Origin of the sequence: Vibrio sp. B1-2, assembly GCF_963888445.1 — a bacterium.
GTDB classification, from domain to species: Bacteria; Pseudomonadota; Gammaproteobacteria; order Enterobacterales; family Vibrionaceae; genus Vibrio; species Vibrio anguillarum.
The window spans coordinates 41,774-56,273 of record NZ_CAWPJH010000011.1; the positions used below are offsets into that span (position 1 = coordinate 41,774).

The 14,500-nt window shown below is 44.4% G+C and carries 11 protein-coding genes; 5 read left to right on the forward strand and 6 right to left on the reverse strand.

Features of this window, described 5'->3' with window-relative positions; translation table 11 throughout:
• Window positions 1-10: 10 nt before the first annotated feature.
• Both pheT and ihfA read left to right on the forward strand, forming a co-directional pair.
• Complete coding sequence (gene pheT, locus AACQ75_RS05270; RefSeq protein ID WP_170888334.1) at window positions 11-2,398, forward strand: phenylalanine--tRNA ligase subunit beta; 2,388 nt, start codon at window positions 11-13, stop codon at window positions 2,396-2,398.
• A gap of 421 nt (window positions 2,399-2,819) precedes the next feature.
• The gene (gene ihfA, locus AACQ75_RS05275; protein WP_010319630.1) at window positions 2,820-3,116 is read left to right on the forward strand and encodes an integration host factor subunit alpha; all 297 of its coding nucleotides are present in this window, start codon (window positions 2,820-2,822) and stop codon (window positions 3,114-3,116) included.
• Between the two features lie 71 nt (window positions 3,117-3,187).
• Here the strand turns inward: ihfA and AACQ75_RS05280 are convergent, their stop codons facing one another.
• Complete coding sequence (locus AACQ75_RS05280) at window positions 3,188-3,961, reverse strand: phosphoribosylglycinamide formyltransferase (RefSeq protein ID WP_017044849.1); 774 nt, start codon at window positions 3,959-3,961, stop codon at window positions 3,188-3,190.
• A 347-nt stretch (window positions 3,962-4,308) separates the two neighbouring features.
• Here AACQ75_RS05280 and AACQ75_RS05285 point away from each other — a divergent pair, with 347 nt between their 5' ends.
• Together AACQ75_RS05285 and AACQ75_RS05290 are read left to right on the forward strand one after the other, a co-directional pair.
• Window positions 4,309-4,956: a thiopurine S-methyltransferase gene (locus tag AACQ75_RS05285; RefSeq protein WP_170888335.1), complete on the forward strand. Its 648-nt coding sequence runs from the start codon at window positions 4,309-4,311 to the stop codon at window positions 4,954-4,956.
• A gap of 121 nt (window positions 4,957-5,077) precedes the next feature.
• Window positions 5,078-6,376 (forward strand): methyl-accepting chemotaxis protein, encoded by a 1,299-nt coding sequence (locus AACQ75_RS05290; protein ID WP_170888336.1) that lies wholly within the window; start codon window positions 5,078-5,080, stop codon window positions 6,374-6,376.
• Window positions 6,377-6,440: 64 nt separating this feature from the next.
• On the opposite strand, the gene purT is transcribed toward AACQ75_RS05290, so the two are convergent.
• The gene (gene purT / locus AACQ75_RS05295; protein WP_017047011.1) at window positions 6,441-7,616 is read right to left on the reverse strand and encodes a formate-dependent phosphoribosylglycinamide formyltransferase; all 1,176 of its coding nucleotides are present in this window, start codon (window positions 7,614-7,616) and stop codon (window positions 6,441-6,443) included.
• Between the two features lie 288 nt (window positions 7,617-7,904).
• Between purT and AACQ75_RS05300 the strand changes: the two genes are divergently transcribed.
• On the forward strand, window positions 7,905-10,652 hold the full coding sequence (locus AACQ75_RS05300) for a bifunctional diguanylate cyclase/phosphodiesterase (RefSeq protein WP_249339342.1): 2,748 nt from the start codon (window positions 7,905-7,907) through the stop codon (window positions 10,650-10,652).
• 58 nt (window positions 10,653-10,710) lie between these two features.
• On the opposite strand, the gene cdd is transcribed toward AACQ75_RS05300, so the two are convergent.
• From cdd to sbcB, 4 genes are all read right to left on the reverse strand, one after another.
• Window positions 10,711-11,598 (reverse strand): cytidine deaminase, encoded by an 888-nt coding sequence (gene cdd / locus AACQ75_RS05305; protein WP_047688268.1) that lies wholly within the window; start codon window positions 11,596-11,598, stop codon window positions 10,711-10,713.
• A gap of 208 nt (window positions 11,599-11,806) precedes the next feature.
• Complete coding sequence (locus tag AACQ75_RS05310) at window positions 11,807-12,487, reverse strand: CidB/LrgB family autolysis modulator (RefSeq protein ID WP_010319624.1); 681 nt, start codon at window positions 12,485-12,487, stop codon at window positions 11,807-11,809.
• Window positions 12,487-12,819, reverse strand: coding sequence for a CidA/LrgA family protein (locus tag AACQ75_RS05315; RefSeq protein WP_033197434.1), 333 nt, complete (start codon window positions 12,817-12,819; stop codon window positions 12,487-12,489). The genes AACQ75_RS05310 and AACQ75_RS05315 overlap by 1 nt, the downstream gene beginning before the upstream one ends.
• Window positions 12,820-12,943: 124 nt before the next feature.
• Window positions 12,944-14,368, reverse strand: coding sequence for an exodeoxyribonuclease I (gene sbcB, locus AACQ75_RS05320; protein ID WP_017047014.1), 1,425 nt, complete (start codon window positions 14,366-14,368; stop codon window positions 12,944-12,946).
• Window positions 14,369-14,500: the final 132 nt, after the last annotated feature.

Sequence of the window (14,500 nt, forward strand, 5' to 3'; positions counted from 1 at the left end):
GGTAAACACAATGAAATTCAGCGAATCATGGCTTCGTGAGTGGGTTAACCCTGCGGTTACGACTGACGAACTTACACATCAAATTACAATGGCAGGCTTGGAAGTCGATGACGTTCTTGCTGTCGCCGGTGAATTTACTGGCGTCAAAGTGGGTCACGTTGTGGAATGTGGTCAACATCCAGATGCCGACAAACTGCGTGTAACGAAAGTTGACGTGGGTGAAGAAGAACTGCTTGATATCGTTTGTGGTGCAGTAAACTGCCGCCAAGGCTTAAAAGTGGCGGTAGCGACTGTCGGTGCGGTACTTCCTGGCGATTTTAAGATCAAAAAAGCAAAATTACGTGGTCAACCTTCTCACGGCATGCTTTGTTCATTCAGTGAGCTAGGGATTGATGTTGAATCCGCTGGCATTATGGAGCTTGCAGAAGATGCCATCGTTGGTACTGATTTCCGCGAATTCCTAAGCTTAGATGATGTGACTATTGATGTTGATTTGACCGCGAACCGCGCAGATTGCTTTAGTATTCGTGGCCTTGCTCGTGAAGTTGGTGTATTGAACCGCATTGATGTCACTGAGCCATCGGTCATCGCTATTCCTACTTCAATTGAAGATAAAGTCTCTATTGAAGTGAAAGCACCGGCCGCTTGTCCGCGTTATCTTGGTCGCGTGGTTAAAAACATTAATGTTCAAGCCCAAACACCGCTTTGGATGCAAGAGAAGTTACGCCGTTGTGGTCTACGTTCAATTGATCCAGTGGTTGATATCACTAACTATATCTTGCTTGAACAAGGCCAACCGATGCATGCCTTTGATCTTGCCAAGATCGAAGGCGGTATTGTTGTTCGTATGGCCGAGCAGGATGAAAAACTTACGCTACTCGATGGTACAGAAGCTAAGTTGAATGTTGATACGCTGGTTGTTGCCGATCACAATAAAGCATTAGCCATTGCGGGCATTTTTGGTGGTGAAGGTTCAGGCGTTAGCTCAGAAACCCAAGATGTACTGCTTGAGTGTGCTTTCTTTGCACCAGACCATATCCGCGGTCGTGCTCGTAGCTATGGCCTACATACTGATTCATCCATGCGTTTTGAGCGCGGTGTTGACTACGCGTTGCAAGCCAGTGCGATGGAACGAGCGACTCAGCTGCTGGTTGATATTTGTGGCGGTGAAGTTGCACCTGTGGTTAGTGTTGAGTCTGAAACGGAGTTACCTAAACCAAATCAAGTCACACTTCGTCGCACTAAACTGGACAGTTTGCTTGGTCATCACATTGCGGATGCTGATGTGGTTGAAATCCTAAAACGTTTAGGTATGAGTGTTGAGAGTCGCGCAGACAGTTGGGTCGCTACCGCGCCAACGTGGCGTTTTGATATCGCGATTGAGCAAGATTTGATTGAGGAAATTGGCCGTATTTACGGTTACAACAATATCCCTAATCAAGCTCCCGTTGCAGCATTGAGTATGAATGACCACCAAGAAGCAAACTTGTCACTTAAGCGTGTTCGTCATTTGTTAGTTGACCGTGGTTACCATGAAGCGATCACCTACAGCTTCGTGGAGCCAGAGCAGCAGAAACTGATTGTTCCAGATGTTGAACCACTCATTCTACCTAATCCTATTTCTGCTGATATGTCGGCGATGCGTTTGGGCTTGATCCAAGGTCTATTAAATACCGTGGTTCATAACCAGAAACGCCAGCAGCCACGCGTTCGTTTGTTTGAATATGGTTTGCGTTTTATTCCTGATGCTTCGGCAGAGAACGGTATGCGCCAAGAACCTATGCTCGCGGGGGTAATATCCGGTACTCGTGGTGAAGAGCACTGGAACATGGACACCGCAACGGTTGATTTCTTCGATCTAAAAGGTGACTTGGAAGCCATTCTTGATTTAACCGCCAACGGCAAAGCTTACAGCTTTACTTCTATTGCACACCCAGCGCTGCACCCTGGGCAATCGGCCGCTATCGTTGTCGATGGTGAGATTATTGGGGTGATAGGCACTGTTCATCCAGAGCTTGAGCGTAAGTTTGGCTTGAATGGCCGCACCATCGTATTTGAACTTGAATGGTCAGCGGTGAACACCCGTGTAATTCCAGAAGCTGCATCACTGTCTAAGTTCCCAGCGAACCGCCGTGATATAGCACTGGTTGTTGATGGCGCCATTGCTTCAGGTGATATTGTCGATGCATGTCGTAACGCTGGTGGTGAGCTTCTAAAAGAGGCGAAGCTGTTTGACGTTTATGTAGGCAAAGGGGTTGAAGAGGGCAAGAAGAGTTTAGCGATTGCGTTGATGCTTCAATCGACTGAACGTACTTTAGAAGAAGCAGATATTGCAAGCGCTGTTGAATCGATTGTGACTTCAGTAGCGGCACAGTTTGGTGCAGCCTTGCGCGACTAATTCAGAAAGTAGCCTAAGTATATTTGAGCAGGTTCAAGTTGGGCCTGCTTTTTTATATGCAATTTAGTGACAAGTTAGTGTTAAACAAGTCTATGATTTAACAGGTTATAAATTTTTTTATCAGAAATCGATATCCATTCAAAATAGTATGAAATTCTAAAAATGTTGGTCGTTATAATATAACTAACTAAATTGTCAGTGTTTTTTCTCAATCTTCGACGTCTAATTGTATAAATGCAGCCAGTATATGCGCTTATTTTGATGAAACTATTAATATTGTTGCGAATAAAAAAGTTGGCGAAAATCAGAAGCTTGGCATACACTTTTCAGGTAAAGCCGATATCCTATTGATTGGCTAAGCGAAAATGCTTTGGCGCTGCTTAGAGGCAGCAAGGTTTAACATAGCTTTGAGGGAAGTTTTATGGCGCTCACAAAGGCCGAATTGGCTGAAAACCTGTTTGAAAAGCTTGGATACAGTAAACGGGATGCCAAGGAAACGGTTGAAGTGTTTTTCGAAGAGATTCGCAAGGCGCTTGAAAGTGGCGAACAGGTAAAACTATCTGGTTTTGGTAATTTTGATCTACGAGACAAAAACGAGCGTCCGGGTCGAAACCCAAAAACAGGTGAGGATATTCCTATCTCCGCTCGACGTGTCGTAACGTTCCGCCCAGGGCAGAAATTAAAAGCCCGAGTCGAGAACATTAATGTCGAAAAATAGACCGAGCAATAGACCACGCTATGCGTGGTCTTTTTTTTTCTGTTTATGGTGAGTTAAGGGTTCTGAACGTATTAGGCTGCTTGAATATGAGTGGTGATATACGGCTGCCAGGCGTTTTGGTAGAGTTCGATAGATTGGCGACGAAACTGGTTAATTTGCGCCTTTTCAATATCATGTAACGCTCGCTTCTCTAATGCGGCGACACGTTCAAACTTCTGGATCTGTTCATAGAAACGATGCTCGGGGCCATTTTTCACATCGGCAATGGCTTTAAGATGTAATTGTACTTCTGCAATGACATTGGTTTTAGGAAGTTGAACCAGTAAGTTTAAATCGCGATAGCCCGATGCGGCAGGCGATTTAAAGCGGTTCTTTACTTTTACGATACTGGCTTCTCGGCTTAATACCTCATAAGCCTCGACTAAGCTTGGTACATCATTTGCCACCAGGGTTGTTCTGGCTAAATCTGTGATCCTATCAGCTCGCCCACCTAATTCATGTTCTATTTTACTTAATGCTCGGTCACGTGATTTCACGCCAGAAAAGTGAGCCTCTGTTGATGTCAGTAAAGCAGTACTTCTGCACAATGTTTCAAGTTCACGTTGAGCTTGATGAGCTTTACTGTAGAGAATTTCAAAATCGTTGTAGGGTTGCAAAGGCTGGTTGTTGGTGGACTGGATGCCATATAAACCGCTTAAACTATGCTTGAACAGTTTAGATGAGAGTTGATTTTTCGATTCACCAACTTTGGCATCACTTTCTGAATTGAACGGAACGGCTGCAAAGGCAGGGGCTCTGCTTAGTACTAAAAGCATCAGTGCCGTAGTACGTAAAAATAGGCTCATTCATTCTCCTTAACTTAGTCTAGGTAAAAGGTGAAACCAAAATAGACCTAAACACGTGATAACCAGAGTCGCTTGCTATGAGATCTTGGGCTAAACAAAGTCAACTCAATAGCTCGTGGAACAATTAATCCATAATTTTGCGCTTTATCACAGGTCTTATCTTCAGACGCCTCGCCAGGCTATCTGTTCAATTTGATGTGTTACCAAGTGTATCTAATGAGGATGAACCAAATATGAACATCTTTATCTGTCTTTATGCTGTTTGTTTAACCCGTTGGGGATTCACTTATTAGTCAGTAGCATGTACTTTGTCTGGCTGTAGATTTTAATCGTAGAGTACGAAGATAATGAAAGATCCCGAGTTTTGGCACAAGAAATGGGCATCCAACCAAATAGGATTTCACTTAGAAGATGTGAACCCATTGTTGATCGAATATTGGCCTCAACTCTCACCTCAACGAAATGAAAGTGTATTTGTACCATTGTGCGGAAAAAGTGAAGATTTGATATGGCTCGCTTCCCAGCATGAACAGGTTCAGGGTGTAGAGCTGAGTGAAATTGCCGTTCGTTCCTTTTTTGCCGAGCATTTTTATACGCCAACGGTCACTCGCTTAAATGGAACGCATGAACTGTATCAGTTTGATGAACTGATGATTTATACCGGAGATGTCTTTAGTGCGCCGCTAAAAGCGGTTGAGCTTATCTACGACAGAGCGGCGTTAGTTGCACTGCCCCCTGAAATGCGAGAGGAGTACGTTACTCGCTTGCTTTCACTGTTAAAAGAGGGCGGAAGGGTGCTGCTTGTGACGCTGGATTACGTTCAAAGTGAAATGATGGGCCCTCCATTCTGTGTCGCCAAAAATGAAGTTGAGTCGTTATTCACTGACTGCAAAGTGACGTGTCTGTTTCGTGACGATGCTGATGAAAATAACCCTAAAATCAGTCAACGAGGATTAAGCCGTTTTGCTGAAGTCGTGTGGTTAATTGAGAAGTAACAGACTATGCTTAAATCGTTTATTTATACATCTTATACAACAATAAATAGGTAGGTTTTAGGCGTTTGATGAGAGCAAGCCATTACGTCTATATCAGCCGCTCTAATACTAAGGAAAAACTATGGGTTTGTTTAGTCGGAAGCCAAACAGCAATCAACAGTCTAAAAAGAGCAGTGATGAACTGGTGGTTGATTCAATAAAACGCACGATGGCTTATATTGAGTTTGATCCACAAGGACATATTCTGACTGCCAGCTCCTCATTCTTACAAGTGTTGGGTTATTCATTATCGGAAGTGGTGGGCCAGCATCATCGAATGTTCTGTGAAAGTGAATTTGTTAATGCGCCTCAATATAGTCAACTTTGGCAAAATTTAGCGCAAGGTAAAACTCATGCGGGTACGTTTTGCCGTTTAACTAAAAGCCATAATAAAGTGTGGATTGAAGCTACGTACATCCCAGTAAAAGATGAGCAAGGAAAAGTGGTTAAGGTGGTGAAGATTGCCAGTGATGTCACTGCTGCAAAAGAGAAATTGGATAGACAAGTGGCCGTATTTGAAGCTGTTGATAAGTCAATGGCTGTGATTTCTTTCACTCCCGATGGGACGGTTGTGGAGGCGAATCCAAACTTTCTGTCCTGTGTTGGGTACAAATTACAAGAAATCGTTGGTAAACCACATAGCCTATTCTGTGACGATGAGTTTTATAGAAAGAACCCGAATTTTTGGGCGTCGCTTGCTAGCGGCCATTTTAAAACGGGATTATTTAAACGTTTTACAAAACATGGTGATGAAATTTGGTTAGAAGCGACTTATAACCCCATCTTTAACGAAAAGCATAAAGTGATTGGTGTGACTAAGTTTGCAACTGATGTCACGCAACGAATACTGCAAGCTCGGGCGATTAAAGATGCAGCAGAAGTGGCGCATCACACCTCACAAGAAACGGTACATATTGCTCAACTTGGGACGGGAACGCTAGCCGAAGCCGCCTCCATTGCTAAAGAGATTGATAACGCGATCACTAAGGCGAATACATCGATGACGCAACTGGCCAATCAGTCGCAGCAAATCACCAAAATTGTAACCACCATTACAGGCATAGCAGAACAGACTAATTTGCTGGCGCTCAATGCCGCTATCGAGGCTGCGCGTGCTGGGGAGTATGGCCGGGGTTTTGCGGTGGTTGCTGATGAGGTGCGCTCATTGGCCTCCAATACTACCAAAGCGACCGATGAAATTGGTAATATTGTTAAGCTCAATAGCGAACTGACCAACAGCTCGACATCGATGATGGGGGCAATTCAAGGCCAAGTCACGGCATGTAACAGCAAACTAGAAGAGACGCAAAAGCTGATTGATGAAATGAGAAAAGCCGCGGACAGTGTGGTTGGCACGGTCAGTGAACTGATTAAAGAGTAAAGCTCTGCAGCGAGTATTGTTGGTGAAGAAAATGAAAGCGAGCCTAGTGGCTCGCTTTGCGTTTTTACAGAATCACTTGCACGCTTTTGGCACATTGAATTGCGTTGTGCAAAGCCTGTTTGAGTTCTTTATCTTTCGCCAGAGCAACCCCAAGCCGACGGCGTCCATCAATGTCTGGTTTACCAAACAGACGAAGTTGAGTGTGTGGGATAGACAGTGCTTCATTTATTCCATCAAATCTAAGGTTAGTGGAGGTGCCTTGACCTAAAATAACCGCAGATGCCGATGGCCCATATTGGGTAATACTGTTGATTGGCATACCCGTGAACGCGCGCACGTGTAGCGCAAATTCAGACAGCTCTTGCGAAATAAGGGTAACCATTCCCGTATCATGTGGGCGAGGGGATACTTCATTGAAGATAACATTATCGCCTTTTACAAACAGTTCAACCCCAAATAAGCCGTAACCACCGAGTGCATTAACCACTTGTTCTGCTACATATTCAGCGGCTTTAATTGCGTTAGCCGACATCACTTGTGGTTGCCATGATTCGCGATAATCCCCTTCCTCTTGTCGATGGCCAATGGGAGCGCAGAAATGGACACCATCCACTGCTCGAATCGTCAAGAGAGTAATTTCGTAGTCGAAATCGATAAAGCCTTCGACGATCACTCTCCCAGCTCCACTGCGGCCACCTTCTTGAGCGTATGCCCAAGCGCGGCTAATATCCTCTTGCGTCTTAATCACACTTTGGCCTTTACCTGATGAACTCATCACAGGCTTAACTACGCAAGGCATACCGACATGCTCAATCGCCAGTACAAAATCATTATAGTCATCAGCAAACTGATAAGGAGAGGTAGGTAAGGCAAGAGTTTCTGCGGCTAAACGGCGAATGCCTTCACGGTTCATCGTCAATTGAGTGGCCGTTGCAGTGGGGACAACGTTTAAGCCTTGCGCTTCCAGTTCAACCAGCTTATGAGTGGCAATTGCTTCAATTTCTGGCACCACGTAGTCTGGTTTTTCGAGTTCGATAATGGCTTGTAGCGCATCGCCATCGAGCATATCCAATACGTGGCTACGATGCGCCACCTGCATTGCTGGAGCGTTGGCGTAGCGATCACAGGCAATCACTTCTAAACCAAGGCGTTGGCATTCAATTGCCACCTCTTTGCCCAATTCTCCGGAACCAAGCAGTAAAACGCGGGTGGCATTTTCACGTGTAGCAGTACCAAACATAGTGAATCCTTACATTCAAGCAATAGTTAATAGCGAAAACAGCCAAAATCATACTAAAATTAAGAATAAAAGCAAACGTTTGCCTTTGTGGTGAGAGATGAGTGATTTCCTGTTCGTGCTGTCGATAGAGTGGTTTGTGTAATACGCAGTAAACGAACTCATATCTGTACAAAATTAAGGCTGAAATAGCAATTAATGTGCAGTAAACAGCATTCGAGAAACTGCGTTAAGAATATGAAGTAATTTCAGTCTAAAGTTTATGTGGGATTGACTAAGAAAAAGACACCTATGGCTATGAAAACTTTCTTACGTTTGCGTTTTATTACTCTACACACGAAAACTGCTTTGTTGTTTTCTGTCGGGTTGGTTGGGATCATTCTTAGCAGCTTATTTATTACTCGCCACTTTTTTTTATATAGTTTGAATGAACTTGAATCAATTGAGATTCATCGAGATAGCAATCAAGCTCAGTCGGTCATTCAAGATCTTTTAGTACAGCAAGAAAAGCGTTCTTATGATTGGGCTTATTGGGATGAAACTTATCAGTTGCTGTTGAATGGCGACACTCAATTTGCTGAGCGCAACTTGTATCCTGATTCCCTCGATACTTTAGATTTAGACGTCTTGGCTTTCATCACCGAATCTTCGCAATTGGTTGAATACTTATGTCGGGATATTGAACCTGGCACAAACTGTTCGTTAGTGGAACAGTTGATACGCTCACAAGGTGTGAGCGACCATTTAATTCAGATGCATCATACACTTGATGAGGCTAAAACTAGCCGCTCTGGCCTCATCCGTGTGGAAAATAGTGTGTGGGTGGTGAGCCTAACTCCGGTGCGTAACAGTGAAGGTACGGCTGGTGTTGTGGGGTGGATGCTATGGGGACAGCACTTAACCCGCCGTTTCCCTTCTCAGTATCAGAACCTACTAACCGCTAAAAATGATATTGTAGTTACCGATGCTCCTGTGATTTTACCTGTTAGTCATAATCAAGAAGGTATTGAAAGAGATCAAAATAATATCACGCATTACACCTTACTCAGTGATATGACAGGGCAACCTATTGGCTATCTAAAAACCTGTGCTCAGCGGCTTTACTATCAAAAAGGGAACGAAACTTTTTATTATTTGATTTTGACGATCATCATTGCGGCCGGCTTTGTCGCCGTGGCTACTTTTGCTCTGTTTCGCAGCAAGGTAGCCAAACGGTTTGAGAATTTTGAGCGTGGGATCAATCAGCTGATTGAAGAGAGTGCATTCTCTTCACAATCGAGTGATAAACAAGATGAGTTTGAACGAATTACTGAACTTGTCCGTTCACTTGCTGCCTCATCCTCCTTGGCGGAAGATAGGCTTAAAGAGACGTTACAGAAATTTGATGCACTCTATCAAAGCCAAAATCTCGGAATGTTGCTGGTGGTTGATCGCTTCATTGTCGATGTGAACCAAGCCTTGTTGGATATGCTTTCTTATTCTAGAGATGAGTTGGTTGGAAAGGTTTTAGATGAGTTTTGTATTATACAAAATGATGTGGTGTGCAGCAGTGAATTACTCTACCAAAATATAGAACAAGGGATGCGTGAATTTGAGGGACATGTTGTTACAAAGAGTCAGCAGCGTTTAGAGTGTCTTATCGAAGCTACATTGATAGAACAACGTGGGCATCGCTCTATCATGCTATCGATTACTGATATCAGCGAGCAAAAGCAGCAAGAGCAGCTTATTTACGACCTTACCCATTGTGACCCAGTTTCAGGTTTACTTAATCGTCCAACGATGATGAGCCAAGTGCAGCCTTTGATTGACAATCCGACTGAATGTGGTGGGTTTTCCGTGCTCTACCTACGGGTTAAAAGACTAAAAGAAATTTCAGAAGTGTACGGACACAGTGCTTACGATATGGCCGTTAAACATTTTTCGGCTACGCTTAGAAACCGTTTCAATACGTCCATAATGGGACGAATTAGTGAATATGAATTTATGGTGTGTGAGTTGGGTAACGGGGCAACCTCTTTTTTGATTCACAGAGGCACTAAGCTTATCGATAGTTACAAGAGGAAGACTGACATTGGCGGCTTGGAACTCGATTTGAGTGTGGAAGGCGCTGTGATTGATTCACAATTGCCGATCGATTCTTTTGAAACTTTGGTTCAAAGTGGTTTTTATGCCATTCAACAAACAGAGAAAGCTGGAGCCAGCCTGGTTGTTTCAGTGACACAAGAATTGTTTGTTCATGCCCAGAAGTCGTTAGCGATCAATCGAGATCTTATCTCTGCCGTGAAAGATGGTCATATTATTGCTTACTATCAGCCGATTGTTCGTGCAGACAGTGCTGAAATCATTGGCTTTGAAGCTCTAGCTCGCTGGGAACACCCTCAACTTGGTATGGTTTCGCCAGCCGTATTTATCCCTTTGGCTGAGCAACGTAAAGTGATCATTGAATTGGGAGAGCAGATACTAGGCCAAGCCTGCCAATTTATTAACGAACTGCAAACGCGGTCGCAATTTTCGTTGGGTAAACGGCTAAGTATTCACGTCAATCTTTCTAGCCCGCATTTCTACAGTAAAAAATTGGTCGGGTACTTATCAGTATTGATTGAAAAATATCAAATTGAACCGGGACAATTAGTGCTCGAATTGACGGAAAGTATGTTGTTGGGGGCTGAAGAAGAGACGATCAAACGCATGGATGCGATAAAAAAACTCGGTATACAGTTGGCGCTTGATGATTTTGGTACGGGGTATTCCTCGTTTAGTACATTGTGTGATTTTCCATTAGATATAGTGAAGTTAGACCAGTCTTATATTTCCACATTGGAATCCAATGACAAAGCCAAAACCTTGGTGCGCAGTATTATCAATATGTCGCAAGAGCTAGGCTTAACTACCGTGGCTGAAGGGGTTGAAACTGCTTCGCAACTGCGCAAACTCAAAGTCTGGAATATTGATGAGATCCAAGGCTTCTATTTTTACAAGCCGATGAGTAAACAAGAGGTGTTCGATAATTTGTTGGGCGGAAAGGATATGCGGTAAAACCTGCACCATCAAAAGGAAAAAATCCCCATGCGTTGGGGATTTTTCACTAGAGCGCCTAAACCACAAGATAGGAAAGAGGAATGTCTGGGTTAATTACTTCCAAGGTGGCTTGAGTATCGGCTAAATGGCTAATACTGCCATCAGACATCTCAACTAATGCGGCTGCGACAATATTATCAAAGCGTTGGCCATCCATCATTAACTGAACAAGAGCAACTTGCAATGGTGGTAAGCTTGGGTTGAATGCGGCATTTTCAGCATACGCACCGACGTAGGTTTTACCATTCTCAACTTGCAGGGCAACACCACTGAGATTGTTGGTATAGGGTGCGTAACTGTGGTTTAGGCCATTAAGGGCTAAGCCAATGAGTGGGTCATCTTCGCTAGTTGTTTTGCCGTGGTTAGCGTCTGCCATTAGACCAGAATCAACACCTAAATCAGCAGGACCAAATGATTCAGGTAGGTACTCTTGCAGTGACTTCTCATCACGCTGTGGTAGCTGAATGACAAGCGAGTCTGCGGTCGTAAGCTCATTCATAAACTGACGGCAGTGCCCACAAGGGCTGAAGTTGATGGTAATGTCAGCAACGCCTTGTTCACCTTTCATCCACGCATGGCTGATGGCACATTGCTCGGCGTGTACGGTTTGGCCTAATTGTGCACCGGAAAACTCCATATTCGCGCCAAAGTACAAACGGCCCGATAAACCTCTGACGATGGCTCCCACGTAAAAGTTTGAAAGCGGTACATAAGCATAGGCGGCCGCAAAAGGCAGCAGTGCAACGCGCAATTCCGCATCGTCTAAGCCAGAAAGAGAAAGCAGTTGGTTGAACTGTTCTGGTGATAGGGTTGCGTCAAAATCATCGCACAGCAGAATGGGCGACAAAAATTCTGCAACGGTTTTTGGCGTATCAGCTAGCGCCTGTTCAATACGGCTTTTCATAATGAGTCCTTATCTATGTATTGACGAATATTCTAGGCGAAGAATGAAATTTTACTGAGATTTAAGTCACGTAATGCAATGTAACGTAATTTTGGTTTTCACATTTAGAGTGAGGTCACACATGAAATCGATTACAGTCAGCCTTAGAGTGAGACACGTCTACAATCAAAATCCATGAGTAGACGTATCTTTGATTTCTGTTGGCACTCTATAGCGTGGACAACCACATTGAAAAAGCAAAAAAACTTGGAGCAAGTATCGATGTGATTACGCCGCACACGACTAATGCAAGTGAACTAAATGCTGCGTCACGTGGATCTTTTTCAGCGCAGGTTGCTGTGCCCAGCGCATGAGATACGGTGCCCATGGTTAAGCCTTTAGCAATGGGATGCGTAATGTTGAGAAGGTTATAGATAGGGTAGGCGAGAATCGCGCCAAACAGCCCTACAATGACCACTAAAACGGCGGCAATGGCTGGCTCCCCACCGAGGTTACTGGAAACTTCCATCGCAATCGGTGTGGTAACTGATTTACCCAGTAGGCTGGCGATTAAATGTATATCCGTTTGAAGATAAACAGCAATTAAGCTGGCTGTGAGCATTGACATAGCACTGCCCACCCCGCAGGCGAGGGCAATGATGCGCCAATTTGAGCGGATCTGAGGCAGTTGTTCATAGAGAGGATAAGCCAGCGCCACCACGGCCGGTTGCAACAGAAAGCTCAGCCACTGGTTATCAGCATAGTAACTGGCATAAGGGATGTTAAAAAATAGCAAGATAGGAATGATGATCACAAGGCTGAGCAGTAACGGATTCATTATGGCCGTTTTGCATTTTTTACTGATCCAACGTGTTAGGAAAAAGACCGCAATCGTGAGCAATAACCACATCACTTATTCCCCTTTTTCAAAAAACGATCCAGCCCTAAACCCAGACAAACTAATACGATCAGCGTACCGCCCACCGCGCTAGCAAGAATCGGTATGGCGTTACTCATCAATAAATCAAAATGCTCGATTAATCCGACACTGATAGGGACAAATAAAATGACCATATAACGGATAAAAAGACTGGCACTGGGTTTTACCCATTCGACAGGCACGAGCCCACTTGCCAATAAACTAAACAGAATTAGCATTCCGATAATACTGCCCGGAATGGTGATGCCAAGCCAATGTTGAAGATTGATACCTGCCATCAGGCAAAGGAAAATCAGCCCCATAGAGACCAAATATTTTGCAATGGTATTCACAATAAAAGTCGGTGCCTTGTTGTGCCTAAACTATTTTCGGAAATGGAATCGCAGCGTGTTGGTTTGAAACCTGACAGCGCGAAAACCTCGTACATTAACTCGCGATGTCTTCCACATAACGGTAAACGGATTTTAAAATAGCCATTTTCTTTTCGTCACTGCTGTGGGTGTGAACTAAGTTCTCTAAATTGAGCATGTACTCTTCAAGGTGGCTTTCGAAATAATCACGACAGTGAGTTGCCCAACGTCTTTGCTCTTCGTCACTTAATGTCAATGGGTAATGGCGAGCGCGGTAGCGAAACAGCAAGGGTTCGATGCGCTTATCGCTAAAACTAATGTCTAATGCGGCGAGATTGACTGGGTCAGCTTGGCGAATGATCTCCATCGCCGCTTTGTCGGCTGGAGAGAAGAAACCGTCGTAGAGTTGAGTATCGACATCGTCACTGTGCTTATATTCTCGCTCAATTGTGTAGAGGCCAATCAGCTTTTCTCTGATCTCAGGGTACTGCTTGATGAGCGCTAAGTGTTCAAGGCACAGGTTTCTATCGACCCCGATATGGTCTGCATTTTCGGCCGTTAATGTTTTGGCCGGCGCAAGGATAGGGCATTTATTGAGATGCACTAATTTGATGGGCACTGGCAATTCATCTTCTGCCAACTCTTCGCGTTTGGTATATAGACGTTGATGCAGTTCTTCGCTGCTTAAATCGATCAGGGGTTGAGGGTTTTTGGCAAGGTCCACCACAATAACCGCATTTTGATTGGTGGGATGCCAAGCAATCGGCACGATCCAACTGGTATATTGGCATTCTCGGCCTAACATACCCGATACGTGCATTAAAGGTGTCATGTTGACGATATCAATCAGATCATTGAGTTTGCGTTTATGGCGCATGTTAAAAAAGTAATCAAACAACTTGGGTTGGGCGGCTTTTACTTTTTTGGCTAGCTCAATGGTGGCGATAACATCGGCCATAGCATCGTGGGCATTCGCATGTTCGATGCCATTGGCAACTGAGAGATGCTCCAGCTTAAAACTGGTAAAGCCTTCGTCATTTTCGGGCCAGTTGATGCCTTCTGGGCGTAGCGCATGGCAGGCGCGCATCACATCAAGTAAATCCCAGCGTGAATTGCCGTTTTGCCAGCTCCAAGCATACGGATCAATGAAATTACGATAGCAAGTGTAACGCGTTACTTCATCATCAAAACGAATACTGTTGTAACCAAGACTGGTGGTGTTGGGTGTGGCGAGTTGTTGATGAATTTTGGCGATAAATTCAGGCTCTGGCAAGCCTTGGGCCACCGCTTTTTGTGGAGTGATACCCGTAATAAGCGCCGCTTCTGGAGAAGGCAAATAGTCCGCTGGTGGTTGGCAATAGATGACCAGTGGTTCGCCAATAATATTAAAATCCATATCGGTGCGAACGCCCGCAAATTGGCTCGGACGATCTTTCGCAGGGTTGACTCCCCACGTCTCATAGTCGAGGAAAAAGAAAGTAGGCGGGTGCTCTTGTCGCATTCGATAGTATCCAGTCGCTGAAATTTAAGGTTTATTAGACCATTGCCTGTGTGACATAGCAATGTGCGAAGCATGCTCTGATGAGGATTTGAAATGAAAAAGCCGGCGCATTGGCACCGGCTTGGAGAAAAA

What these genes read in the sequence shown, in the direction of transcription:
- pheT (WP_170888334.1), top strand. Translation starts at nt 11, where the DNA reads ATGAAATTCAGCGAATCATGGCTTCGTGAGTGGGTTAACCCTGCGGTT.
- ihfA (WP_010319630.1), top strand. Translation starts at nt 2,820, where the DNA reads ATGGCGCTCACAAAGGCCGAATTGGCTGAAAACCTGTTTGAAAAGCTT.
- AACQ75_RS05280 (WP_017044849.1), bottom strand. Translation starts at nt 3,961, where the DNA reads ATGAGCCTATTTTTACGTACTACGGCACTGATGCTTTTAGTACTAAGC.
- AACQ75_RS05285 (WP_170888335.1), top strand. Translation starts at nt 4,309, where the DNA reads ATGAAAGATCCCGAGTTTTGGCACAAGAAATGGGCATCCAACCAAATA.
- AACQ75_RS05290 (WP_170888336.1), top strand. Translation starts at nt 5,078, where the DNA reads ATGGGTTTGTTTAGTCGGAAGCCAAACAGCAATCAACAGTCTAAAAAG.
- purT (WP_017047011.1), bottom strand. Translation starts at nt 7,616, where the DNA reads ATGTTTGGTACTGCTACACGTGAAAATGCCACCCGCGTTTTACTGCTT.
- AACQ75_RS05300 (WP_249339342.1), top strand. Translation starts at nt 7,905, where the DNA reads ATGGCTATGAAAACTTTCTTACGTTTGCGTTTTATTACTCTACACACG.
- cdd (WP_047688268.1), bottom strand. Translation starts at nt 11,598, where the DNA reads ATGAAAAGCCGTATTGAACAGGCGCTAGCTGATACGCCAAAAACCGTT.
- AACQ75_RS05310 (WP_010319624.1), bottom strand. Translation starts at nt 12,487, where the DNA reads ATGTGGTTATTGCTCACGATTGCGGTCTTTTTCCTAACACGTTGGATC.
- AACQ75_RS05315 (WP_033197434.1), bottom strand. Translation starts at nt 12,819, where the DNA reads ATGGGGCTGATTTTCCTTTGCCTGATGGCAGGTATCAATCTTCAACAT.
- sbcB (WP_017047014.1), bottom strand. Translation starts at nt 14,368, where the DNA reads ATGCGACAAGAGCACCCGCCTACTTTCTTTTTCCTCGACTATGAGACG.